Consider the following 22824-nt stretch of genomic DNA (forward strand, 5'->3'; position numbering starts at 1 on the left):
GGATTCTCGAGCCTCAAGCAAGCCGAATAAATCAGGGCTTGGTGTGAGACTTCACTGAAAATGGGCGCTAAGCGCCCATTTTATTTATAACCTGTTAGCTAACACCAGAATATCGAAGCGGCCATCACTAGGCGCCACTGAGATTATTTCAACTCCATGAGCAAGGCTTCACTCGACTCAATAAAGACCACATCGATTATTTTAAGTTTATCTAAGCGGATCAATGTCGCCTTATCTTCCTCACCGGGTAGCATATTAGTCACATCCCCTTCCCTATCCAGCCCCATGGAAAAAGGCAGTTTTTTCATCTTAGGAATAGCCACGAATCTGGCAATTAAAGAAGGCATGCCACTGATATCTGACACATACACTAAGCTATTAAGGCCTTGCTGATCATCGGCCTTAAGCTGTTCGAGGGCTTCCTTGATGATATCGCCGCCTTTCATGTTGCGGCTGAACAACAGGACCTCAGTGGCAGAAGATACTGTCACTTCATTTTCAAACTGATCTTGCAGTTGGAACGAGGACATAAGCTCGCCCTCGGCATAGAAAGATGCCTGAGTAAAGCCGGCAAACAGGGTACAGATGGCAAAAATAAACGCTCTCATTATTTAGTTCCTGAATTAAGTCATATGAGGCGATAGAGTATCCTACCCCTACTGATATCACCTCAAGTGTCGCGCTAATTGATGATCTTCTTCACGTTGAACCTCAAGTAGCACAAGATGCCAACAGGCGCCCTAGCAAAAGGCTAACAATATAGCGACAAATATCAACAGATATGGGTAACCCGGTCATCCAGCCTCAATGAGAAGGGCATCAATGGCTTCAACCATATAGCCAGCCAGGTTATTACTCCATACCCTAACTGCCCCTAGTCATCCCCAAAATACATACATGAGCCTAGATTAGGCTGCTAGAGACCCCGCTGCCATTCCTGTCTGAGTATCGTCTCATGAGGTCTGTGTATTGCACCTTCGACAAGAGCAAGCAGCTCGTTCTTGTCCTTGCCTAATACGCCTTTGAGCACCAGATAATTCGATGCATGATCCGAACGAAATATCGTTTTATTCAACTCCAAATTTTGTAACAGGGTATGCATTTCCTTGAATAGCCCCATCTGATCGGGCAGTTGAAAAATTCCGTCATAGGCTTTATCCATTCTCTGTGTGCCCAAGGGCAAGGTCACGACTAGAGTCGAAAGGAATTCTGGCTGGGCAGCATTCATCAAGCGAGCCGAGTTGATCGCATGCTGCTCAGTGAGATCTGTTCCACCTAAGCCATTGAGAATCATCACAGATGACTTTATACCGGCAGCCTTTATCTTATGCAACGCCTCCAGGGAAGACGCATAGGTCTCACCCTTCTCGATACGCTTAAGCACCTCATCGTCGCCACTCTCACAGCCGATATAGAGTAAGGATAAGCCTAGTTCCCTCAATCTAAGCAGCTGTTCTGGGCTCTTATTTTTCAGGTTTCTCGGCAAGCAATAACTGCTTATTCTTGTAACCTGAGGCAAGTGTTCCTTGATCAGCAAACAGATCTCTTCCAGTCTGGAAAAAGGCAGGCTCATGGCATCGCCGTCGGCCAGAAAAACCCGGCCAACACTCACTCGCCGACGAGCAATCGCCTTTATATCATCGGCCACTTTATCCATTTTCTGGGCACGAAAGCGTTTCTGTGGTGCCGTGTACATGTCACAGAAGCTGCACTTATTCCAGCTACAACCATTAGTCACCTGCAAGATAAGTGACTTCCACTCAGATGGGGGACGAAACACAGGCTCGATATAATTCAGCAAGTTAACCTCTTCTAATAAACTTATACCTAATAAAGTGTGAACTAGCTCTCAAGAAAGACTTTTATCGATTCGTAAATAAGCATACGATGATATAGTTCACTTTTCGATCAGCGCGAGCTGTCACTATAACAGTTCACCTAGCCTCTCTCGAGAGGGAGCGCACGAATTGCGGCAACAGACAGGCAGCATCGGCCTGCATACGTGAAGATGAAAATATGCAAATAGCACAACAACCGCAAGATAGGCGAAGTACCGAGCTGGAGCAAAGCGAACATTGGTACTTAATGACCGCCGAGCAAAAGATCGCATTATACAGCCTACATAGATTCGGTTATCGACTCTTGTTTGTCCGCCATTTGCCCTCTGGACCATTAGCAGTGATCGCACAGCATGACCAAGTGGCGAGTATCGATCAGGATGGTGTAGTCGATTTCGACGCTGAGATCCAGCTAAGGGAATGATAGCAATTTATTGTGGTCATCCCCAGAAAAGAGCGCTCCCCCTTATCCCTGGAGTGCAACTTTATTTACCGGTTTTATAGAGCATATCCAGATGTGGGATCCCATCCTCCAGATACACCTCAGACACAGGATCGAAGCCTAACTTCTGATAGAAACTCTGCAAATATTCTTGTCCGCCTAACTGAATATCCTCATTGGGCCAATAGGTACCAGCGACTCTCATGGATTCAGCCATCAGTTGATGGGCGACACCGGCTCCCCTAGCTTGCTCTGCCACGGCAACACGGCCAATACTCACCTCTGGATAGCTCACACCCGGGGCCAACACTCGTGCATAGGCCACAATATCACCCAGAGAATTTCGTCCAAGCAAATGCCGTGTTTCACTGTGTCGGTCTTTATCATCCAGCTCCGGATAGGGGCAGTTTTGCTCCACCACGAAGATATCGACTCTGAGCTTTAGCAGCTCATATAACTCATCGACTGAGAGTGCATTAAATGCCAAGTCGCTCCACTGCATTTTCATTCTCCGTCAGGGCAAAAACTCAGTCTATCACAAGGCCCATAAATCTAAGCCTCACTGCCCGGATTTCATCTCAATGCCAAACACACAGACATAAAAAAGCCGCGAACTGGGTGTTCGCGGCTGATTCGATGGTGTTAACTAGAAACGCTTAGTAACCCGGCACAGACTCGGCTAGCGGCTCAGATTCTACTCTTCTACGCTGACGCCAGAAGACGAATCCTGCCAGCATCAGGGCCGGAATGAATATCCATTCTTTAGCGAAGCGAATATTCGTCTGTTGTACCGCGATAACTTGCTGATCGAAGTCAATACCTGCCTTCTGGGCGTTACTGGAGAAACCGACCATGTCGACTATTGTCTGGCCTTTATCGTTTTGCACCAGCATCAAGCCAGCATCATCGAGACGTTGCTGGGCAGTATCAGCCTGAGGCAACTCCAGCATCACCACCATCTGCTTACTCTCACCTCGATACGTTTGATAACCCATCATCAAGCGTAGCGGCTCATCATCTTGCAGCGTCTCAACAACCTGAACTATCTCACTACCAGGAAGGTCAATAAACTCAGGTTGGAACTGATTCAGCCAAAAATCAGGACGAACCAGGCTAAAGGCGACCAGAATAAGTAGCGCCGACTCATAACGCTTATTGAAGGTCACGAAATATCCCTGCATTGCCGAAGCGAACAGACACATGGCCACTAAGGTATAGCTAAAGATGAATATCATCTGCCAGATGCTATCTATGCCCACCAAGATGATGTCGGTATTGAAGATAAACATAAACGGTAGAACCGCAGTCAACATGGCATATTTAAAGGCTTGCACCCCAGTCTTAATCGGATCGGCCTTAGAGATTGCCGATGCCGCGAAGGCCGCCAAACCCACTGGAGGAGTGATGTCTGCCATGATGCCAAAATAAAACACAAACAGATGCACCGCGATAAGCGGCACAATCAAACCATGCTGAGCACCTAAACTAATCACCACTGGCGCCATCAGGCTAGACACAACAATATAGTTGGCCGTTGTCGGCAGGCCCATGCCCAAGATCAGGCTGATCACCGCGATCAAGACCAACATCAAGCCTAAGCTACCACCGGACAATACCTCCACCAGCTCGGTCATCACAGGGCCCAGGCCTGTCAAGGTCACGGCGCCGACGACCACACCGGCGGCGGCAGTAGCCACGCCTATGCCGATCATATTTCTGGCCCCGATTTCTAAGCCATCGAGCAGATCTCGTACACCCGCCTTGATATCAGCCATTCCCCTATTCTGTCCCCTGAAGAAGCTAAATAGCGGTCGTTGTGACAAGAGAATAAAGATCATAAAGGCGGTAGCATAGAAGGCCGAAAGACCTGGAGATAGCTTCTCCACCATCAGACACCAAACTAAGATAACCACAGGTAACAAGAAGTGCAGACCAGACTTAACCGTAGGACCAAGCTTAGGCAGCACAGGCATAGTACTGTTAGCATCGTCTACCTCTAGGTCCGGATACTTAGCACTGCGAGACACCAGGAAGACATAGGCCAGCAAGGTGCCCACAGAGATGAGCCAAACCGCGGCATCACCAGTATTGGTCTTGATAAAATCCAATACAAAATACACCACACCGGCGAGAATAATCAGGCTGGAGATGGTGATACCCGAGCGCAACAGGCGTACCTTCCAAGGTGCCGGCGCTTCGGTGCGCGGTATGCCCTGCAGGTTAGCCTTCAATGCCTCGAGATGCATGATGTAAAGGAAGGTCAGGTACGCGGCAATCGCCGGAATGAAGGCGTGCTTGATCACCTCCACATAGGGGATGCCCACATATTCCACCATAAGGAACGCCGCGGCGCCCATTATCGGCGGCATGATCTGCCCATAACAAGATGCAGCAACTTCTACTGCACCGGCCTTGTAAGCCGGCATCCCCATGCGTTTCATCAAGGGGATGGTAAAGGTGCCCGTCGTGACCACGTTGGCGATGGAAGAACCTGAGATCAATCCAGTCATACCCGATGCGAGCACGGCCGCCTTGGCAGGCCCGCCGCGCATATGGCCCAACAGAGCAAATGCCATCTTGATAAAGTAATTACCCGCTCCAGCCTTCTCTAACAGGGCACCGAAGAGCACGAACAGGAAAACGAAGCTGGTAGAGACACCTAAGGCTATGCCAAATACCCCTTCGGTGGTGATCCACAGATGACTGGCAGCCTTGGACAGTGATGCGCCACGATGGGAGACCACCTCAGGCATCAAGGGGCCGGCGAAGATATAAAACAAGAACACGCACGCGACTATCATCAAGGGCGGGCCTAAGGCGCGACGAGTGGCTTCAAGCAATAAGACCATGCCAATCACTGCCGCATAGATATCCATCGAGATGGGCGCGCCCGGACGACTAGATAACTGCTCATAGAACCAGAAAAGATACAGGCAGGCGCCTGCGCCCACGAAGGCAAACACCCAATCTAGGATGGGAACACTGTGTTTATTCGACGATTTAAAGGCTGGAAATGCCGTAAACGCGAGAAAAACGGCAAATGCCAGGTGGATCACCCTAGCTTGTGTATCATTGATGATGCCGATATTTAGCATAAACGGCAGCGGCGAGGCATACCAAAGTTGGAACAAGGCCCAAGATAAGGCAATACCGGTAATGAGCTTGCCAGCGAGTCCTTTCAACTGCCGAGCTCCGGAATCACTGCTGGCGGCCATGTCTGCCACGGCACCTTGCTCTTGTGTTTTTTGCATATAAATAACCTGCTTGGACTAATTGTTCTATCCCTCGACGGGCAGCACAAAAATAGAATTTTAGAAATCTAATGACACATTAGGGCAGTGTAGAAACACTACACTGCCCTAAAATTTAACCAAATTTTTGTCTTGCGATTTGCTGACCTAGTCGATTAAGCCAACCTCTTTGAAGTACTTCTCAGCACCTGGATGTAGTGGCGCCGTGTTACCTTCGAGCATATCTGCTTTAGTCAGGTTAGCGAAGCCAGGATGTAGGCGACGGAAGTTATCGAAGCTGTCGAATACCGACTTAACCACCCAATAAACCGTCTCATCCGAGACCTTACTGCTGGTCACCAATGTTGCCTTGGCGCCAAGGGTCGTCACAGGCTCATCATTGCCACTGTACATGCCACCTGGGATGTCGTAGGAGACAAAGTAAGACGTAGACTCGACCATCTGCTGCACTTCCTTGTCATCGACACTCACGACAACCGTATCACAGGATGTTGTCGCTTCCTGCACCGCACCATTTGGGTGACCCACGAAATAGACCATGACATCGATCTTGTTGTCACAGAGTGCCTGGGCTTGCTCGGCTGCTTTTAGCTCGGATGCGAGACGGAAATCGCTACGGGTCCAACCTTTAGCATCCATGATGGCTTCGATAGTGGCACGCTGACCCGAGCCTGGCTCACCGATATTGACGCGCTTGCCTTTAAGATCGTTGAAAGTGGTGATGTCGGCATCTTTACGAGCGACAACAGTGAAAGCCTCAGTATAGATAGAGAAGACTGAACGTAGCTCTTCATAAGGCTCCGCATTGGAAAATGCACCTTCACCCACAATAGCATTGTATTGCTGATCAGATTGGGCGATACCGAATTCAAGCTCACCCGCTCGTAAGGTATTGAGGTTGTAAACTGAACCACCGGTACTCTCGACCGAACAGCGCATGCCGTGTTCTTGGTTATTCTGATTAACTAAGCGACACATGCCGCCGCCAGCAGGATAATAGATCCCGGTGACACCGCCTGTTCCGATTGTGATAAATTCTTGTGCCTGGACTAAGGGGCTCAATGCCATAGTCGATAGCGCCGCTGCAGCTAATATAGATTTCTTAAACATGCTTGTTTCCTTCAGTTCGTAAAGTGTCGGCGTGATATTTTCCCAACAAGACCTGCGGGCCCTCAAGTTCAGACACCAGCTCAAAGTCATTGACTCGATGAGCATAAGATGAACTTAAAAACAATAAATTTTCACATTCACTTTATTGGCACGCTCTAATTTAGAGTTAAACACTCATAGATCTGGCCATTTCAAGCAAGTCCAACCAGAATAAAAAGCCCAGATAGTGAAATATACCGCCAAGAGATAAACCTACAGGCAACACAAAGTTCGCTTTTGCAAAATTCAGGCATACAGAGGAAAACAAATTGATCGAAATGCATCAAAATGTATCACTCAGCGTGATCCCATCGACGTTTACAGGGTATTAGCTTAGGTTTGCAGCATGATATATTGGAAAATGGATAATAGCCAAGCAATATATCAACTAAAGAGGCTAATACAGGGCCAATACTTCAAGTAGAGTTGAAGAAAAAACAGATCCCATTTAAGGTCAAATTGTTTTAGCCAGAGTAAGCGTAAAGCACTCTAATCTAGAACCAGATCGACTAATTGGTCTAAATCGGCGTCTGCGTCTCAAATTAAAAACTCCTCACCTGCAAAAATGGCTTTAAAGCTGCTAACATTGCAGACAATTTTTTTAAGCTTAATGAGATAGATCAAGATGGGAAGAGCATACCAAAACCGCAAAGAGTCTATGGCTAAAACTGCTGGCCAAAAAACCAGAATTTACTCAAAATACGGTAAAGAGATTTACGTTTGCGCTAAGAATGGTGGCTTCGACCCCGACGGCAATCTGCCACTTCGTCAAATGATCGCCAAGGCTAAGAAAGATCAGGTTCCGGCTCACGTGATCGAGCGCGCTCTCGAGAAGGCCAGAGGCGGCGGCGGCGAAGATTATGTCACTGCCCGTTACGAAGGTTTCAGCCCAGGTGGCGCCATGGTCATAGTCGACTGCTTAACCGACAATGGTAAGCGTACCTTCACCGAAGTGCGTCAAGCCTTCGTTAAAAACGATGCCAAGCTAGGCGGACCTGGTACGGTTGGCCACATGTTTGACCATCAAGCCGTATTTGCCTTCAAGGGTGAAGATGAAGAAGCCGTACTTGAAACCCTGATGATGGCCGATGTCGATGTCACCGATATCGAAGTTGAAGACGGTATCGTCAGTGTCTTTGCACCGCACACAGAGTTTTTTAAGGTGAAGACCTCTTTGACCGAAGAGACACCGGATATTAGCTTCGAAGTGGAAGAGATCACCTTCGTGCCGCAAACTTTTACTGACATCACAGATCCTGAAGTGATTGAGCAATTTGAAAAATTCTTAGCGGCTCTGGATGATTGTGACGACGTGCAGCACGTCTATCACAACGCTGAGTTACCTGAGTAAAGCCGCCAAACCAAGGTGCTATTTCCCTCATAGCGCCTTGGAATATTAACCTTTCGCTCATCGCAGATTAACCCTTTTACATCTTCCGCGCCTAAGCATCATTCTTAATAGACTTTTCAGTCTCTATCCCTATCCTAATCTCCCACGGAGAACTATATTTAACGCAATACCATACTAAGAGAGCACAATAACGAGACGACAAAGCGCTTCTTAGATTCAAACATAAAATATTAGGTGAAATATGAAACATACCAAGACAATACTCGCTATCGCCCTGACTGGCCTGCTAGCAGGTTGTGGTGGCAGCGATAGCAGCACACCAGACACTCCCGGAATATTTAACCTGGGCGTATCGGATAATCCAGCCGATGCCGAAGTCGTCAATATTGCCTTTAAGCAAGTCGTGTTAAAAAATAGTGAAGGCTCTATCTCGTTTGATGTCGCAGAAGGTGGTGAACTCAAACATGTGGATCTGCTTTTGGTGCAAGGTCAAGAGGTCGAAACCTTGGTCAGTGGCCAATCTGTCCCCTTGGGTGAATACCAGATGTGTATTTACATCCAAAAAAGTGAAACCGCTAATGCCGAAAGTTCATATGTAGAAACAGCCGATGGCATCGAAGGCCTAACGACCAATAGCAATGGCAGCTGTGGTGGCGTTGGAGCAGAAGATGAAGACACTGGCCGCCTGTTCTTCAATAAAGCGTTTACTATCGCCGCTGGCACCAACACCTTTGTCGCCGAGTTTAATCTAGCCAAAGGTCTGCAAGCCCCTCATGGCGCTCATGATTACTGGACACTCAAACCCACTTCGGTGCAGCTGGTTAATGTCTCAGATGTCGGGGCCATAACGGGTCAGATTAGCCCAGAGACCATGGCGAGCTGTGAATCAGCCGCCGTTGAACTGGGTTTAGCCGATGTGTACAGCCCGGCAGTTTATCTCTACCCGACGGCCACAGCATTAGCCGATATGGCAGATTTTAGAGGGGATGAAGTCCCTTACCTACTCACCGAAGTGGCGCCCATTGCTTCGGCTAGAGTCAATGAGATAACCGATGGAGCAGAGGCTGTAATAGGCCATGAATATGAATTTGGTTTCGTCGTCGCCGGAGATCACAGCTTAGGCTATACCTGTGTTGCACAAAATGATGACCCGGATGCAGCCAACAAACCTGACGATTTAACTGATGCATTCTTTATCCATGTCGATGAGCAATCAGTTGATGTGATACTCGAAGAAACCGTCGAGCGTCACTTTCCCATAGATTTCGATCCAGATGCTTAACAGCAATGAATAGTATTAAGGCACTCATCTGAGTGCCTTAATACTGATCTATATAATAGCTATCTTGATGTCACCTTAGTGACGCTAGCGGTTTATGAGCAACAATCTCTGCGCCACCAATTCTTAGGCAGCTTATCCAGCATGACTTTCGCCATAAGAATGGTTAACAAGATCCCTGAGCTATAGACGATGACATCGGGCAACATATTATGCTCTTCACCCACTTGAGGCATGACCACGAACCCGAAGGTGTCTACCAGATAGTTCACTATGATGCCCGACACTATCGCGACCCCGAGCACGCCCCCTAAGTAACCCAGTAACGCACGCTTACCCAGCTCCTTAGCTACCACACCTAAGGTGGCTATGTTCGTCGCCGGTCCCGCCAACATGAAGACCAGTACGGCGCCGGGTGATACCCCCGCCAGCAACAGGCCCGCGGCGATAGGCGTCGATGCGGTAGCGCAGATATACATAGGCACAGAGATGACCACCATCACTAGCATGGCTAAGATGCCGTCACCCCACTGCGCCATGAAATCTGCCGGCACATAGGTCTGTACTAATGCGGCGAAGAACAGGCCGATCAACAACCAGAGGGTGATGTCTCGCACTAGATCAGTCGCAGCGAAATGTAAGCCCTTGCCGATACGGCTAATCACAGGTGTCCCCCTAAGCTCGGCGGCGATGTCCTTGGTCGACTCACAGCAGCTTTCATCATCACCGGCAGCCGACTCGCTCTTGGCAGAGCCGCAACATGAAGACTCTTCCTTTGGCGCTTGGGCTTTACTACTACAACATGAGTCTGCAGTAGCTGCCGAAGCTGGACTTGTCATAGGCGTCGCCAACAGACTTTCACCGGCGGCTATAGGCGTCATAGTCACGACGGGAGCCACCTTGGGCTCTGTCTTAAGTCCAGCCTTAGCAACAGAACTACAACAGGCGCTCTCAGCCTTAGGCTCAAGCTTCTCTTTTTTACTGCTACAGCAAGATGAGGCAGCAGGACTTACCTTTGCCGAATTTGTTTTCCCCGCATCTTTATCTGTTAACGGATCTTCATCCCTGCCGACTAAGAGTCCGGCCACAATCGCACTCGCGACAGCCGCTATGGGTCTTGCTATGGCCATGAAAGGGCCGAGTAACACATAAGATACCGCCACAGAATCGATGCCAGTTTCCGGGGTTGAGACTAGAAAGGAAGTCGTGGCAGCCTTTGAGGCGCCTGAGCGGCGCAGGCCGACGGCTGCCGGAATCACTCCGCATGAACATAAGGGCAAGGGAGCACCTAGAATAGCCGCCTTGACCGTGGTCTTAAATCCATGACCACCAAGCTGCTTCTGCATCCACTCCATGGGCACAAACATCTTCAGCATACCGGCCAAGAATAACCCCAGCAGCAACCAGGGAGCAGAATCTAAAAAGAGGTCAATAAAATTCGCAAACAACATACCTAACCCTTATTTTGGCAATTTTTTGTGTACTGAAAATCATCATGGTGATGGCCATGATTCTCACATTTAATATTATCTGTATTGGTCTCGAGCGCTTCCAATATGGAGCAATGCTCGGCGCTCTCAGGGCCACCACAACAGGCATCGGATAATCGCTGCAGCGATACCTGAAAGTATTTAAGCTCGGCTATCTTAGCCTCGACATGAGCGAGTTTACTGTCCACCATGCCCTTCACATCGGCGCACGCCCAATTCGATTTATCTAACTCGATGGAGAGCAATTCGCTGATCTCGGCTAAGGTAAAACCCACCGCCTTGGCTCGCAAAATAAAACGCAGTCGCTCGGCATCATTTTCCGTATAGATCCTATAACCGGAATCGGTGCGTGAAGATGGCGATAACAGGCCATGTTTTTCATAAAACCTTAAGGTATCGGCTTTCACTTCACACTGTTTAGCTAATTCTCCAATTCGATACATGTTTCGGCTCCGCTTGGCCCAATTGGCTCTCATTTATGGCGAGTATAAACCTTGGAGTTAAATCTAAGGTCAAGGGTTATTATGCGACTTATTTATGACCTGTGCTTGTTCTCCTGTGCGTATTGTGAAATCGCGCAGAAAAAAAAAGCCTATGAAGCCATTTTACGGTAAAATGTGCGCGCAGGAATAGGGGCTCATCAAAGCAGCTAGAATTGAGGGACTTTTGGAAAGTGGTGAGGCGTTTTACACCTTGACGCCACTGAGTTTTCCGAAAGATCCTTAAAAATAACTACTGGACACTGTACCCAAAATGAATAATGCCAGACCCATTCGTCGCGCGCTGTTAAGCGTTTCAGATAAAACCGGAATCCTTGAGTTTGCTAAAGCATTACATGCTCAAGGCGTAGAACTGCTATCTACTGGTGGCACCGCCCGCCTTTTGGCTGACAACGGTGTGCCTGTCATTGAAGTATCGGAACATACCGGACATCCGGAGATCATGGATGGTCGTGTCAAAACCTTGCACCCTAAAGTGCACGGTGGCATCTTGGCGCGCCGCGGTATCGACGAACTTGTCATGGAACAGAACGGCATCAAGCCTATCGATCTTGTGGCGGTTAACTTGTACCCCTTCGCAGAGACAGTCGCCAAAGAAGGCTGCACTCTGGCTGATGCAGTCGAGAATATCGATATCGGCGGCCCGACCATGGTTCGCTCTACGGCTAAAAACCACAAAGACACTACCATCATAGTTAACACTCGAGATTACGATCGCGTTATCAAAGAGATGAATGACAATGACGGCAGCACGACCCTAGAGACTCGTTTCGACTTAGCGATTGCCGCATTCGAACACACCGCCGCTTACGATGGTATGATCGCAAATTACTTTGGTACCATGGTCCCAGCTCACAGCAAAGACGAGTGTCCTCAAGACTCTAAATTCCCACGTACCTTCAATACACAGCTCATCAAGAAACAAGATCTGCGTTACGGCGAAAACAGCCATCAAACGGCCGCTTTCTATGTTGACGCTCATATCGATGAAGCCTCGGTTGCCAGCGCGATTCAGTTGCAAGGCAAGGCCCTGTCTTACAACAACATCGCCGATACAGATTCGGCTCTCGAGTGTGTTAAAGAGTTCAGTGAGCCGGCCTGTGTCATCGTCAAGCACGCCAATCCATGTGGTGTGGCTATCGGTAGCAACCTACTGGATGCCTATAACCGTGCATACCAGACCGATCCTACGTCGGCCTTCGGTGGCATCATCGCCTTCAACGGTGAACTAGACGAGAAAACCGCCAGCGCTATCGTTGAGCGTCAATTTGTCGAAGTGATCATCGCGCCCAAAGTTAGCCAAGCCGCTCGTGATGTCATCGCCGCTAAGGCAAATCTGCGTCTACTTGAATGTGGTGAATGGGGCACTAAGACTAATAGTCTCGATTACAAACGCGTCAACGGTGGCCTGCTGCTACAAGATCGCGACCAGGGCATGGTAGCAATCGATGACCTTAAGGTTGTCAGTAAGCGTCAACCCACAGCCGCCGAAATGAAAGATCTTATGTTCTGCTGGAAAGTGGCTAAGTTCGTTAAGTCTAACGCCATCGTTTATGCCAAGAACAGCATGACTATCGGTGTGGGCGCCGGCCAGATGAGCCGTGTCTACAGCGCAAAAGTCGCCGGCATCAAGGCCGCAGATGAAGGCCTAGAAGTGCAAGATTCGGTGATGGCATCGGATGCCTTCTTCCCATTCCGTGACGGTATAGATGCGGCAGCCGCTGCTGGCATCAGCTGTATCATACAGCCAGGTGGTTCGATTCGTGATGAAGAGATAATAGCCGCAGCCGATGAACACGGCATGGCCATGGTCTTCACCGGAATGCGTCACTTCCGTCATTAATTGAAATAAGGAGCTAGCAACTAGGGTTTAGCTCCTAGCTCCTCGAATTTCGAACCGAATTGAAATTTTTAATATTTAGCGCAAAGCCATTATTTCTAGGTCAAGGAAAGCACGCAGTGTATACCCATACACGAGCATGCTTGACACTGAGATAGGGGAAATGGCGCAGCGATAAAGGATAAAAAAATGAATGTACTAGTTATAGGTGGAGGCGGTCGTGAACATGCACTGGCATGGAAGGCGGCGCAGTCGGCTCAAGTGGACACAGTATTTGTCGCACCGGGTAATGCCGGCACCTCGAGTGAACCCAAGTTAGAAAACCTAGCCATTAATGTCGAAGATATTGCGGCTCTGGTCGCTTTTGCCCAAGATAAACAGATCGAGCTCACCATAGTGGGCCCAGAAGTACCATTGGCTATGGGTGTCGTCGATGCCTTCAATGAAGCCGGATTACCCATCTTCGGCCCGACTAAGGGTGCGGCGCAGCTGGAATCATCTAAAGCCTTCACCAAAGACTTCTTAGCTCGTCATAATATTCCAACGGCTGCCTATGCAAATTTCACCGACATTGGACCGGCTAAAGCCTATGTCACCGAGATGACAGCAAGCACAGGCTTCCCTATCGTGATCAAGGCCGATGGTTTAGCGGCGGGTAAAGGCGTGATTATCGCCGCAGATCAGGCGCAGGCCGATGCGGCTATCGAAGATATGCTCGAGGGTAACAAGTTCGGTGACGCCGGTTCCCGCGTGGTTGTCGAAGAATTCCTAACAGGCGAAGAAGCCAGCTTTATCGTCATGGTTGACGGCAACAACATACTCGCTATGGCCACCAGCCAAGATCATAAGGCGCGTGATAACGGCGATAACGGCCCTAACACCGGCGGCATGGGTGCATATTCTCCTGCCCCCGTAGTGACTCAAGCCGTCCATGACTGGACGATAAATCATGTGATCCGCCCAACGGTTGATGGCATGGCGGCTGAAGGCAACGTCTACACCGGCTTCCTTTATGCCGGCTTGATGATCTCTCCCGACGGCAGCGCTAAAGTCTTAGAATATAACTGTCGTTTCGGCGATCCAGAGACTCAGCCTATCATGATGCGTCTTCAGTCAGATCTGGTAGAACTTTGTCTCGCGGCTACACGTGGTGAGCTGGACAAGGTCACCGCCGAGTTTGACTCGCGCGCAGCCGTAGGCGTTGTCTTAGCCGCAGGTGGCTACCCGGAAGCATATCGTAAGCACGATGTGATCTTAGGCTTAAACCTTGGCAACAATGACGCCAAGATATTCCATGCTGGTACCTGCATGAAAGACGGCCAGGTGGTGACTAATGGTGGACGCGTGCTTTGTGCCACCGCCTTAGGACACACAGTGACAGAGGCGCAAGCCAGCGCATACGCCTTAGTCGATACCATCCATTGGGATGATGTCTACTTCCGTACCGATATTGCTTATCGCGCTATCTCTAGAGAGAGTTAGAGAAAGCTAACGCCTAAGCGCCCAAGATTAATGTAGAAGCCCTCTATTGAGGGCTTTTTTATGCCGTCAGACCCTGAGAGTCGGGTCTGCAGGGCCGATAACTGGACAGAGGTTGAGGCTCTCTCGCCAGGCTTCATCTAAGCTAACTCTCTTAACTAGGCTTAACTCCGGCAGGGGCACAGCATAGATATTGGCGAACAAGTCTAACTGAACGATATCTCTAACAAACTGAGACTCTATGGTAACTAACTCAGTAAGACGACCAATAAACCACAAACAATCAGCATTAACTCAAAAATGAGATGTGACACTTTCGTGATACTTTCTTATCCAACTTGTGACTAAGTCGCGACAACCCGGTGACATCACTTTGTAACAATCAAAGGATACCGAATCGATTCGTCTACAAGGAGATACACCATGAAGCTACACCACACCACTCGCCTGTTAATTCTCGGCAGTATGATGAGCATTCCAGTCTCTGCCGCCGATTTAGAGATAAGCATCACCAACTTGACCCATGGCAACCACTTCACTCCCATTCTCATCACGGCCCATGATGATGCCAGTCATCTTTTCCAAGCCGGTGAGATGGCCAGTCCCGCGTTGCAAAAAATGGCAGAGGGTGGAGCCATTGCAGATCTAGCCGCGGCAGCGATGGGCAACAATGAGATAACCGTGGAGAATCCAGCCATGGGACTCTTAGCGGCAGGCGCCAAAACCAGCGCTATCATGTTAGATACTCAGGCTATGACCCATCTGTCGATAGTCGCCATGGTGTTACCGACCAACGATGCTTTCATCGGACTAGACGCATGGGAGATACCGACCACTCCGGGCACCTATACCCTTAACATCAATGCTTATGATGCGGGCACCGAAGCGAACGATGAAATTATTAATGGCGGCGGCATGCCAGGTACACCTGGGATCCCGGCAGCACCGGGAGGCGATGGCGGCACCAATGGCACCGGCGTCATGGACAGCAGCAGTAATACTCGTGTCCATATTCATCCGGGTGTATTAGGCGATACCGATACTGCGGGTGGCATGAGTGACCTAGATAGCCGCATCCACAGATGGCTGAACCCGGTCGCCAGAGTCGTCGTGGTCGTTAAATAAGGGGCTTAATCATGAGTATAATCAAACATATGACCCATAATCGACTCACAACATCTATGGTGCTAGCCACTCTAGTTAGTCTGAGTGCCTGTTCAGATAATGACAATGACGCCATGGATACACCCGAACCGCCACCGGTTCCGGTGCCGACACAAGATTACCGAGTCACTGTGACCAACTTGACCGCCAATCAGCCCATGTCTCCTATTGCCTTAATAAGACATCAGGCAGGCATGACAGTATGGCAAACAGGCGAGCCGGCGAGTCTGCCCCTGGAAACCTTAGCCGAGTCTGGCGATAGCGCGGGCTTTGCCGATATGGAGGGCATAGATGCACTCGTCAAGGGTCAGGGAATTTTAGCCCCTGGCATGACAGAAAGTATCGAGCTCAAACTTAGCCCGGATGAGGTCGCCTCAATCTCGCTGCTCACCATGTTAGTTAACACCAATGATGCCTTTGCCGGAGTCAACAGTGTGTCTCTGATGGATCTAGCGGTTAACGCCACGGTGAAATTCAACTCCATCGCCTACGATGCTGGCACCGAAGCCAACTCCGAAGCGAAGGGAAGCATTCCCGGACCTGCGGACAGCGGCGAAGGCTTTAATGCCGCGCGAGATGATGTCGATAGGGTTCATGCTCATCCAGGTGTCATCAGCGCCGACGATGGATTAGCCGACTCGGTATTATCAGCCTCCCATAGGTTCGATAATCCTGTGCTAAAGATCTCCGTCGAACGTCTAAAATAAACGCACAAAAAAATAATTGTTCGAAATAAATACCGCCCGAGTCAGGTCTATTGATTTACGGATCTGCTTTGGGCGACTCAAGATGAATGGAACACAGAAGGCACTTGGTGAACACTATAGCCACCATATATTAGTCGTGGAAGATGAGCCTGATCTGGCTAACTTGATCAAGCTAAATCTCAATACCTTGAGCTATGGCGTGTCCCATAGCACCACATTGAAACATGCAAGAGCAGCATTAGAGACCAAGCAATTCGATCTTATTCTCATCGATCGCATGCTTCCAGACGGAGATGGCATCATGTTGTGCCAGCAACTCAGAGAGTCGGGCCAAACGGTGCCATGCATGATGTTGACGGCTAAAGATTCCGAGGCCGATATCGTACTCGGATTAGAAGCGGGAGCAGATGATTACCTAGTTAAACCATTCAGCGTCCTAGAATTGAGAGCTAGGGTCAAGGCCTTGCTGCGCAGGAGCCACCTGATAGAAGACCAGCAAGAAACACGGCTGGATTTTTATGGTATTACGATTGACTGTACCACCCGAGAAGTGATTGCCTTCGATACCCATTTAGATCTCACCGCCAGAGAGTTTGATCTCTTGCTGTTTATGGCTAAGCATCCCAAGCAAGTTTTCAGCCGCATGCAGCTGCTCGAGGCCGTATGGGGTTACTCATATAGCGGATATGAACATACGGTCAATAGTCATATTAACCGTCTGAGAGCCAAATTATCCCATTGTGCATCCACCGCAGACTTAGTGAAAACCGTCTGGGGAGTAGGATATAAATTCTCGCCACCGAGCCAAGCCATGAACCATTAATAAATCAGCATGATAGGCCCGATAAACTGCTGAATCGCTCTAAGGACTAAACCATGAAGAGTTTATTTAGCCGACTGCTGTTGTCGGCGAGTGTGATTGTTTTCATCTTAATGCTAGTCGTTTGGCAGTGGTTTCAATTCAGCCAAGACTTTAGCCGTAATCAAGTACAGCAGTCTCTGCACCAAGAATTAGCTCTGCATATGGCACACATCAACCCCTTGCTGTCTCAAGGGATCACCTCAGATGCTGCATTAAAAGAAGCCTTTCATGACTTTATGCTTCTGGGACCAAGTTTCGAGATTTACACCTTAGACATTCAAGGCAATGTCATCGCCTATGATGCCAAGCAAGAGAAAATAAAACGCCCACAGATATCGACTCAGGCCATAGAGGCCTTCATCGAAGGCGGTGAGCTGCCAATTAAAGGCATGGACCCTAGATCGAGCGATAGCAATAAAATATTCTCCGCCGCCCATCTGCAAGATGCCGCAGGCAAGATCACCGGTTACCTCTATGTCATCATAGGCGGCGAAGATTTTGATATGTGGCAATCCTTGGCCAGTGAACACCAGGCGCCGCGGATCTGGGGAGGCATGCTTATAGGGGCTGGCATCTTTGCCTTACTCCTATTTGCCCTGCTAGCCAGATACTTGACCGCGCCGCTATCTAGGCTCGAACAAGACCTGCGTCTGGTCGAAAACCAAAGACTCGACGATGGCTTAAGCCTATCTCATGATTACCGCGGTAGCATAGAGATCCGTCAACTGAGCTTACATATAAAACGCTTACTCAATGAAATAAGTGAACAACACCAGGCCATCAACCACCAACAGCAGGCGAGGCATGATTTCATGTTGCACCTGTCACATGACCTTAAGACCCCGCTGACTTCACTGCAGGGGTATATCGATACCTGGTTATTATTGCCTGCCGATGAACGCAGCAGTGACCTCATCGAAATCGCCGCCAATTCGGGTAAGTATATACAGCAACTGCTGAGTCAGATGCTGGAACTCGCGGCACTGGAAAACGGCCAGATAACGCCTGACTTGAAAGAGACTAAGCTGAGCTTATTGCTGGAAGAATTAAAACAATATTTTGCCCCTCGCGCCAAGAAACAGAAGGTTCAGCTCGACTTCGAAATAGACCAGAACCTGTCAATTTTCACCGACCCTCAGATATTGATGCGGGTCCTGTCTAACCTGGTCGATAATGCGATTCGCTACACGCCATCGGGTGGCATCATAAGTATCAAGTTGATTGCCGCCAACCCCAGCCCGAAAGATCTAAATCATCGAGGTCTCTGGCTCAGCGTATCCGATAACGGCTCAGGCATGCATAAACATGAGCTGCAGGCACTGCAACAGATGCGTAATAAACCTAGCTTTAAACGCGATGATATCTTGCCGCAACTCGGAGTGGGGCTGGCGATAGTGAGGCAATTACTAGGTCTGCTGGAGTGTAATATCAATATTGATAGCACCCCGGGAGAGGGCAGCTGTTTTCAGATAGAGCTGCAGAAGATCTAGTCTATATTTGCATATGAGTTTGAATTTGATAAACATCGGAGCAAAAAAAGACCCGCCTTAAAGGCGAGTCTTCTCGAATAACCTAGCGCTAATGACTTATCGCCAAGCGCTTAGCCATAAGTTACTTATGGTATTGCGCCGACAGCTCATGGACTGACTTGATGAATGCGCCAGCATGCTCTGGATCGACATGTTGATGGATACCATGGCCTAGGTTAAATACATGGCCGGTTCCTTCACCGTAGCTAGCAAGGATTTGATCCACTTCCTGATGAATACGCTCAGGTGAAGCATAGAGTACCGAAGGATCCATGTTGCCTTGAAGCGCGACTTTATTACCGACACGGCGACGTGCGTCACCGATATCAACGGTCCAATCCAGACCCAGTGCATCACACCCAGTCTCAGCCATAGACTCTAACCATAGACCGCCACCTTTAGTGAACAGGGTAACAGGCACCTGACGACCATCGGCATGACGAGTCAGGCCGTCGACGATCTTCTGCATATAGCGCAGTGAAAATTCACGGTAGGCATGGTGAGACAATGCGCCGCCCCAAGAATCGAAAATCATCAAGGATTGAGCACCGTTAGCGACTTGTGCATTCAGATACAGGATCACAGAATCGGCAAGCTTATCTAGCAGCATGTGCAGTGCGGCTGGCTCTTCGTAGGCCATCTTCTTGATCTTTTCGAACGTCTTGCTCGAACCACCCTCGACCATATAAGTGGCAAGTGTCCAAGGAGAACCAGAAAAACCAATCAGAGGAACTTCACCCTTAAGCTCACGACGAATAGTGCTTACCGCACGCATCACATAACCTAGCTCATCTTCCGGATCTGGAATAGATAGCTTCTTGATGGCATCGATAGTGTCGGTCGGACGCTGAAAACGTGGGCCTTCGCCAGTCTCGAAATAAAGACCTAAACCCATGGCATCTGGAATAGTCAGAATATCAGAGAATAAGATAGCAGCATCTAAATCATAACGACGTAGCGGCTGTAGCGTCACTTCACAAGCCAGATCTTGATCTCTACAAAGAGACATGAAGTCACCGGCCTGAGCGCGGATGGCTTTATACTCTGGCAGATAACGGCCAGCTTGACGCATCATCCAAACAGGAGTTCTGTCGACAGGTTGTTGCAATAACGCACGTAAATAACGATCATTCTTTAGTTCTGCCATTTGGCTTGATTCCTAAACTTATAGTGATATCCGCTTGGGTCGCTAGTTTAGCATTTACGTTAATAAAGTAACCTTAATCTGAGTATTTATGTGACAAAACCCCCAGATACGAAATTTCCCCCCGATGAACCGTCTTAGCGCACTCTCCAGCATCATAAAGTAAAATATTCTGACAAAAAATAATGTTAATGTTCTCAGTTTGACAGAAAAAAGTTGCACACCTCTCCGGCCTTTGGTATAAAAAGTCTGCGCTAGCAAGAACAATCAAGAAGCTCGTCGCATCGAGCCCGCAAAAACTTTACTCGCCCAGCGATAGATTTCTATCGCTGGGCATTTTATTTTCTAGCGGATTCAACTCTCTATCTCACTTCGTTTTCTGTATACAAAACAGCCATGTTAACTATTTACGAATATCTCACTTATATCGGCGAAAATGGTTGATCAATACCCTATTTGTCACCTACATTAGAAGTCAGGGAAGCACTTTAAAATGGGAACAATCATGTTAAAACGACTCGAGAAAGCTGAAAGAAAGTGGGGCGGCTCTAACACTCTTATCGATCACTGGCTTAATAATCGTCGCCAACTACTGATCAACTATTGCCAAATTGCCGGTATCCCGCCCTATGAGTCGACTGAAAAGTCACTTCCCACCGTTAAGACAGTCAAAGAATTTTGTGACTTGTTAGTGGACTATGTCTCCGAAGGACACTTCGAAGTTTATGATCGAGTCGTCACCGCATGTGAGAGAAATGGCACATCGAGTAAATCTCTTGCGCAGAACCTGGTCCCACGGATCAGTGAAACCACAGATTCGGCCTTAGACTTCAATGAAAAGTATACCGAATCCGTCGATGACCAAATCCTATATCAACTCGATAAAGATTTGTCGTCACTGGGTCATGCGATGGAGACACGGTTCGAATTAGAAGATGAGTTACTGGAAGTGCTGCACACTAAGCATTCATAGGCCTTCATGCTGCTATCAAAGACAATACTAGACACTGCCAAGCAAGTGCTTGGCTTCAGTTACCGCCGCCTACTCGAATCAAAGGTCAGTAAACCGTATTTAAACCTGATGACATTCGGTACATCGTTGACGGGTCTAGTTCACTTACCATGCCTTGCTAAACCACTATTGAGCAGTTCTCTTACAGCTGCTCAATTTTTATGCGAACCTTTAGTCAAGTACACCCTATAGTCAGTCGCTAAAAATTGCTTCACGAACCCAACTGAAGACGTACTCCCCCGAACGCTGCTTAAATCACCAGCTCTGACATATGATTGTTTTTAAACATAATTACATCAACTTTAAAAAACTTACTCTTTTCTGACAGTTGTTTAAATGTCCAAGGTGGGGTGATAACTGATATATTCTGGACTCCGAGCTTATTCAAGTCACCGATTGAATAATACCAACCTACATAATCACCGACAGTTTCATATTTTTTATATGCATCACTTTGACCCAGTGTGGTTATTTTCTGATTAACGTCTATTTCTTTATAAAAATCGGCTTCTCTTGCAAACGTTTTTGCACCATATTCATCGAACCATTTTTGCTTTGCCTCACGCTCAGATTTGGGTAGAGTATTGATATAGTCAACCATACCAGCAGCCATGCCCGTGGTGCCACCATGAAAGCCAATCAAGGCATGTGTTGAAATTGATTTTTCATCTGCTGCAGGGAAAACGTAGTTAGCACAAGAAGATAAGCAATACTCAGTGACTTCTATATTTAGGCCATTTTGGTTAATAAACTCAGCTAAATCTAGACCGGTATTGACTTCGCCGCCAACACTTTTAATTGATATCCAGCTTATATTTGTGCTATTTTTTTTGTATAATTCAAATACCTGATTATTGGCTTCTTTTGTTAACGCTCCTTGATAGATAATCTTATTATCGTCTAAAAATACTGTAGTTCTTTCATCCGCATAGCACAATTCACTTGCACAAACCCAACCTAATACAAACATACTTAACAACTTGGACATACCGATTCCTTTTGGTATAAAATAAGGTACATGATAACTCTTCCGACAAACTTCCTAACCTAACTATTGAAAATCACCACTATTATTAATTATTCTACGTCATTATTGTCTCACCCTTCGAGCTTCTACGTCCAGTGAATTAAAAACGTCAGCCCAAGCCTGGTCCCAGCCATTCCTTCTTGGGCTAATACTTTGTCCAATAGTTGCTAATGGTAGATAATAAGGTGAGCTATATACGCTGCAACAATCACTATGAGTCTTTCTTCTCTATGGTGATCTCTAATATCTTGCTGTCTGTGGCAAACCACTTCTGCACGTAGAGGGTGCCAAGCACGGGGGCCTGACCCGGCTCCGGCATCTCTTGGTAGCGCACGCTATTTTTAGTCTCTTTCTCATATTCAAATTTCAAAATTTTCTTAGACATCTTTACCTCATCAATTAAAAATTAGAGTCCATACTCAAACCGAAATATTTCTGTCTTATTAATGCAACCTGATCACCCTATATTAATCAGCAACTCAGTTACATCTAATCAACAAGAGTGTCTTCGACAAACAAGACAGGGATCGGACAATGACAAGTATAAACAAAAGTATGCTCGCAATAGCAATTTCAATGATTTTACTCACGGGCTGTAATGATGACGAAGTTAACACCGTCGAAGTCATCAAAGAAGTCGAAGTCATTAAGGAAGTGGCTCCGGTAGAGATCACCAGCGTCAAGAATGTGATCCTTATGATAGGTGATGGTATGGGCGCTCAGCAGGTCGGTCTTCTTGAGGAATATGCCAGACGCGCAC

21 protein-coding genes and 1 pseudogene are annotated in these 22824 nt (G+C 48.0%); 11 read left to right on the forward strand and 11 right to left on the reverse strand.

Annotation, left to right across the window (positions count from 1 at the left end; genetic code table 11):
* Positions 1 to 143: 143 nt before the first annotated feature.
* Complete coding sequence (locus HRU42_RS04760; protein ID WP_295029193.1) at positions 144 to 608, reverse strand: hypothetical protein; 465 nt, start codon at positions 606 to 608, stop codon at positions 144 to 146.
* A gap of 308 nt (positions 609 to 916) precedes the next feature.
* Positions 917 to 1801, reverse strand: coding sequence for a radical SAM protein (locus HRU42_RS04765; RefSeq protein ID WP_295029194.1), 885 nt, complete (start codon positions 1799 to 1801; stop codon positions 917 to 919).
* 215 nt (positions 1802 to 2016) lie between these two features.
* Here HRU42_RS04765 and HRU42_RS04770 point away from each other — a divergent pair, with 215 nt between their 5' ends.
* Complete coding sequence (locus HRU42_RS04770; protein ID WP_295029195.1) at positions 2017 to 2262, forward strand: hypothetical protein; 246 nt, start codon at positions 2017 to 2019, stop codon at positions 2260 to 2262.
* 61 nt (positions 2263 to 2323) lie between these two features.
* Here HRU42_RS04770 and HRU42_RS04775 read toward each other — a convergent pair whose 3' ends face one another.
* The 3 genes from HRU42_RS04775 to HRU42_RS04785 all read right to left on the reverse strand — a co-directional run bounded on the left by HRU42_RS04775 (position 2324) and on the right by HRU42_RS04785 (position 6641).
* A complete protein-coding gene (locus tag HRU42_RS04775) occupies positions 2324 to 2782 on the reverse strand; it encodes a GNAT family N-acetyltransferase (RefSeq protein ID WP_295029196.1) in 459 nt (152 codons plus the stop codon).
* A gap of 154 nt (positions 2783 to 2936) precedes the next feature.
* Positions 2937 to 5531, reverse strand: coding sequence for a TRAP transporter permease (locus tag HRU42_RS04780; protein WP_295029197.1), 2595 nt, complete (start codon positions 5529 to 5531; stop codon positions 2937 to 2939).
* Between the two features lie 147 nt (positions 5532 to 5678).
* The gene (locus tag HRU42_RS04785; RefSeq protein WP_295029198.1) at positions 5679 to 6641 is read right to left on the reverse strand and encodes a TAXI family TRAP transporter solute-binding subunit; all 963 of its coding nucleotides are present in this window, start codon (positions 6639 to 6641) and stop codon (positions 5679 to 5681) included.
* A gap of 664 nt (positions 6642 to 7305) precedes the next feature.
* Between HRU42_RS04785 and HRU42_RS04790 the strand changes: the two genes are divergently transcribed.
* On the forward strand, positions 7306 to 8031 hold the full coding sequence (locus tag HRU42_RS04790; RefSeq protein WP_295029199.1) for a YebC/PmpR family DNA-binding transcriptional regulator: 726 nt from the start codon (positions 7306 to 7308) through the stop codon (positions 8029 to 8031).
* 241 nt (positions 8032 to 8272) lie between these two features.
* Positions 8273 to 9313, forward strand: coding sequence for a DUF4382 domain-containing protein (locus HRU42_RS04795; RefSeq protein WP_295029200.1), 1041 nt, complete (start codon positions 8273 to 8275; stop codon positions 9311 to 9313).
* A 92-nt stretch (positions 9314 to 9405) separates the two neighbouring features.
* Here the strand turns inward: HRU42_RS04795 and HRU42_RS04800 are convergent, their stop codons facing one another.
* Both HRU42_RS04800 and zntR read right to left on the reverse strand, forming a co-directional pair.
* Positions 9406 to 10761 (reverse strand): SO_0444 family Cu/Zn efflux transporter, encoded by a 1356-nt coding sequence (locus HRU42_RS04800; RefSeq protein WP_295029201.1) that lies wholly within the window; start codon positions 10759 to 10761, stop codon positions 9406 to 9408.
* A 2-nt stretch (positions 10762 to 10763) separates the two neighbouring features.
* The gene (zntR, locus tag HRU42_RS04805) at positions 10764 to 11243 is read right to left on the reverse strand and encodes a Zn(2+)-responsive transcriptional regulator (RefSeq protein ID WP_295029202.1); all 480 of its coding nucleotides are present in this window, start codon (positions 11241 to 11243) and stop codon (positions 10764 to 10766) included.
* Between the two features lie 310 nt (positions 11244 to 11553).
* Here zntR and purH point away from each other — a divergent pair, with 310 nt between their 5' ends.
* Both purH and purD read left to right on the forward strand, forming a co-directional pair.
* Positions 11554 to 13143, forward strand: a complete 1590-nt coding sequence (gene purH, locus HRU42_RS04810; protein ID WP_295029203.1) for a bifunctional phosphoribosylaminoimidazolecarboxamide formyltransferase/IMP cyclohydrolase — start codon at positions 11554 to 11556, stop codon at positions 13141 to 13143.
* Positions 13144 to 13329: 186 nt separating this feature from the next.
* Positions 13330 to 14622 (forward strand): phosphoribosylamine--glycine ligase, encoded by a 1293-nt coding sequence (gene purD / locus HRU42_RS04815; RefSeq protein WP_295029204.1) that lies wholly within the window; start codon positions 13330 to 13332, stop codon positions 14620 to 14622.
* A 66-nt stretch (positions 14623 to 14688) separates the two neighbouring features.
* Here the strand turns inward: purD and HRU42_RS04820 are convergent, their stop codons facing one another.
* Entirely contained in the window at positions 14689 to 14898 is a 210-nt protein-coding gene (locus HRU42_RS04820) for a hypothetical protein (RefSeq protein ID WP_295029205.1), read from the reverse strand.
* 144 nt (positions 14899 to 15042) lie between these two features.
* Between HRU42_RS04820 and HRU42_RS04825 the strand changes: the two genes are divergently transcribed.
* The 4 genes from HRU42_RS04825 to HRU42_RS04840 all read left to right on the forward strand — a co-directional run bounded on the left by HRU42_RS04825 (position 15043) and on the right by HRU42_RS04840 (position 18842).
* Complete coding sequence (locus tag HRU42_RS04825) at positions 15043 to 15744, forward strand: spondin domain-containing protein (protein WP_295029206.1); 702 nt, start codon at positions 15043 to 15045, stop codon at positions 15742 to 15744.
* Between the two features lie 11 nt (positions 15745 to 15755).
* Positions 15756 to 16490, forward strand: a complete 735-nt coding sequence (locus HRU42_RS04830; RefSeq protein ID WP_295029207.1) for a spondin domain-containing protein — start codon at positions 15756 to 15758, stop codon at positions 16488 to 16490.
* A gap of 82 nt (positions 16491 to 16572) precedes the next feature.
* Positions 16573 to 17313, forward strand: coding sequence for a response regulator transcription factor (locus tag HRU42_RS04835; RefSeq protein ID WP_295029208.1), 741 nt, complete (start codon positions 16573 to 16575; stop codon positions 17311 to 17313).
* A gap of 53 nt (positions 17314 to 17366) precedes the next feature.
* Positions 17367 to 18842, forward strand: a complete 1476-nt coding sequence (locus tag HRU42_RS04840; protein ID WP_295029209.1) for a HAMP domain-containing sensor histidine kinase — start codon at positions 17367 to 17369, stop codon at positions 18840 to 18842.
* A 121-nt stretch (positions 18843 to 18963) separates the two neighbouring features.
* Here the strand turns inward: HRU42_RS04840 and hemE are convergent, their stop codons facing one another.
* On the reverse strand, positions 18964 to 20028 hold the full coding sequence (gene hemE / locus HRU42_RS04845) for a uroporphyrinogen decarboxylase (protein WP_295029210.1): 1065 nt from the start codon (positions 20026 to 20028) through the stop codon (positions 18964 to 18966).
* 502 nt (positions 20029 to 20530) lie between these two features.
* Between hemE and rsd the strand changes: the two genes are divergently transcribed.
* Positions 20531 to 20998: a sigma D regulator gene (gene rsd / locus HRU42_RS04850; RefSeq protein WP_295029211.1), complete on the forward strand. Its 468-nt coding sequence runs from the start codon at positions 20531 to 20533 to the stop codon at positions 20996 to 20998.
* Positions 20999 to 21287: 289 nt separating this feature from the next.
* Here the strand turns inward: rsd and HRU42_RS04855 are convergent, their stop codons facing one another.
* Positions 21288 to 22025 (reverse strand): hypothetical protein, encoded by a 738-nt coding sequence (locus HRU42_RS04855; RefSeq protein WP_295029212.1) that lies wholly within the window; start codon positions 22023 to 22025, stop codon positions 21288 to 21290.
* 250 nt (positions 22026 to 22275) lie between these two features.
* Entirely contained in the window at positions 22276 to 22449 is a 174-nt protein-coding gene (locus HRU42_RS04860; RefSeq protein WP_295029213.1) for a hypothetical protein, read from the reverse strand.
* A 158-nt stretch (positions 22450 to 22607) separates the two neighbouring features.
* Between HRU42_RS04860 and HRU42_RS04865 the strand changes: the two are divergent.
* Positions 22608 to 22824 (forward strand): annotated as a pseudogene (locus HRU42_RS04865) (alkaline phosphatase); the annotation flags it as partial.

This window comes from Shewanella sp. (assembly GCF_013214165.1).
Taxonomy (GTDB): domain Bacteria; phylum Pseudomonadota; class Gammaproteobacteria; order Enterobacterales; family Shewanellaceae; genus Shewanella.

Coding starts and splice junctions, on each gene's coding strand:
- HRU42_RS04775 (WP_295029196.1), bottom strand. CDS start 2,782: ATGCAGTGGAGCGACTTGGCATTTAATGCACTCTCAGTCGATGAGTTA.
- HRU42_RS04770 (WP_295029195.1), top strand. CDS start 2,017: ATGCAAATAGCACAACAACCGCAAGATAGGCGAAGTACCGAGCTGGAG.
- HRU42_RS04840 (WP_295029209.1), top strand. CDS start 17,367: ATGAAGAGTTTATTTAGCCGACTGCTGTTGTCGGCGAGTGTGATTGTT.
- HRU42_RS04855 (WP_295029212.1), bottom strand. CDS start 22,025: ATGTCCAAGTTGTTAAGTATGTTTGTATTAGGTTGGGTTTGTGCAAGT.
- HRU42_RS04785 (WP_295029198.1), bottom strand. CDS start 6,641: ATGTTTAAGAAATCTATATTAGCTGCAGCGGCGCTATCGACTATGGCA.
- HRU42_RS04825 (WP_295029206.1), top strand. CDS start 15,043: ATGAAGCTACACCACACCACTCGCCTGTTAATTCTCGGCAGTATGATG.
- zntR (WP_295029202.1), bottom strand. CDS start 11,243: ATGTATCGAATTGGAGAATTAGCTAAACAGTGTGAAGTGAAAGCCGAT.
- purH (WP_295029203.1), top strand. CDS start 11,554: ATGAATAATGCCAGACCCATTCGTCGCGCGCTGTTAAGCGTTTCAGAT.
- HRU42_RS04760 (WP_295029193.1), bottom strand. CDS start 608: ATGAGAGCGTTTATTTTTGCCATCTGTACCCTGTTTGCCGGCTTTACT.
- HRU42_RS04800 (WP_295029201.1), bottom strand. CDS start 10,761: ATGTTGTTTGCGAATTTTATTGACCTCTTTTTAGATTCTGCTCCCTGG.
- HRU42_RS04780 (WP_295029197.1), bottom strand. CDS start 5,531: ATGCAAAAAACACAAGAGCAAGGTGCCGTGGCAGACATGGCCGCCAGC.
- HRU42_RS04860 (WP_295029213.1), bottom strand. CDS start 22,449: ATGTCTAAGAAAATTTTGAAATTTGAATATGAGAAAGAGACTAAAAAT.
- HRU42_RS04790 (WP_295029199.1), top strand. CDS start 7,306: ATGGGAAGAGCATACCAAAACCGCAAAGAGTCTATGGCTAAAACTGCT.
- HRU42_RS04835 (WP_295029208.1), top strand. CDS start 16,573: ATGAATGGAACACAGAAGGCACTTGGTGAACACTATAGCCACCATATA.
- hemE (WP_295029210.1), bottom strand. CDS start 20,028: ATGGCAGAACTAAAGAATGATCGTTATTTACGTGCGTTATTGCAACAA.
- purD (WP_295029204.1), top strand. CDS start 13,330: ATGAATGTACTAGTTATAGGTGGAGGCGGTCGTGAACATGCACTGGCA.
- rsd (WP_295029211.1), top strand. CDS start 20,531: ATGTTAAAACGACTCGAGAAAGCTGAAAGAAAGTGGGGCGGCTCTAAC.
- HRU42_RS04795 (WP_295029200.1), top strand. CDS start 8,273: ATGAAACATACCAAGACAATACTCGCTATCGCCCTGACTGGCCTGCTA.
- HRU42_RS04830 (WP_295029207.1), top strand. CDS start 15,756: ATGAGTATAATCAAACATATGACCCATAATCGACTCACAACATCTATG.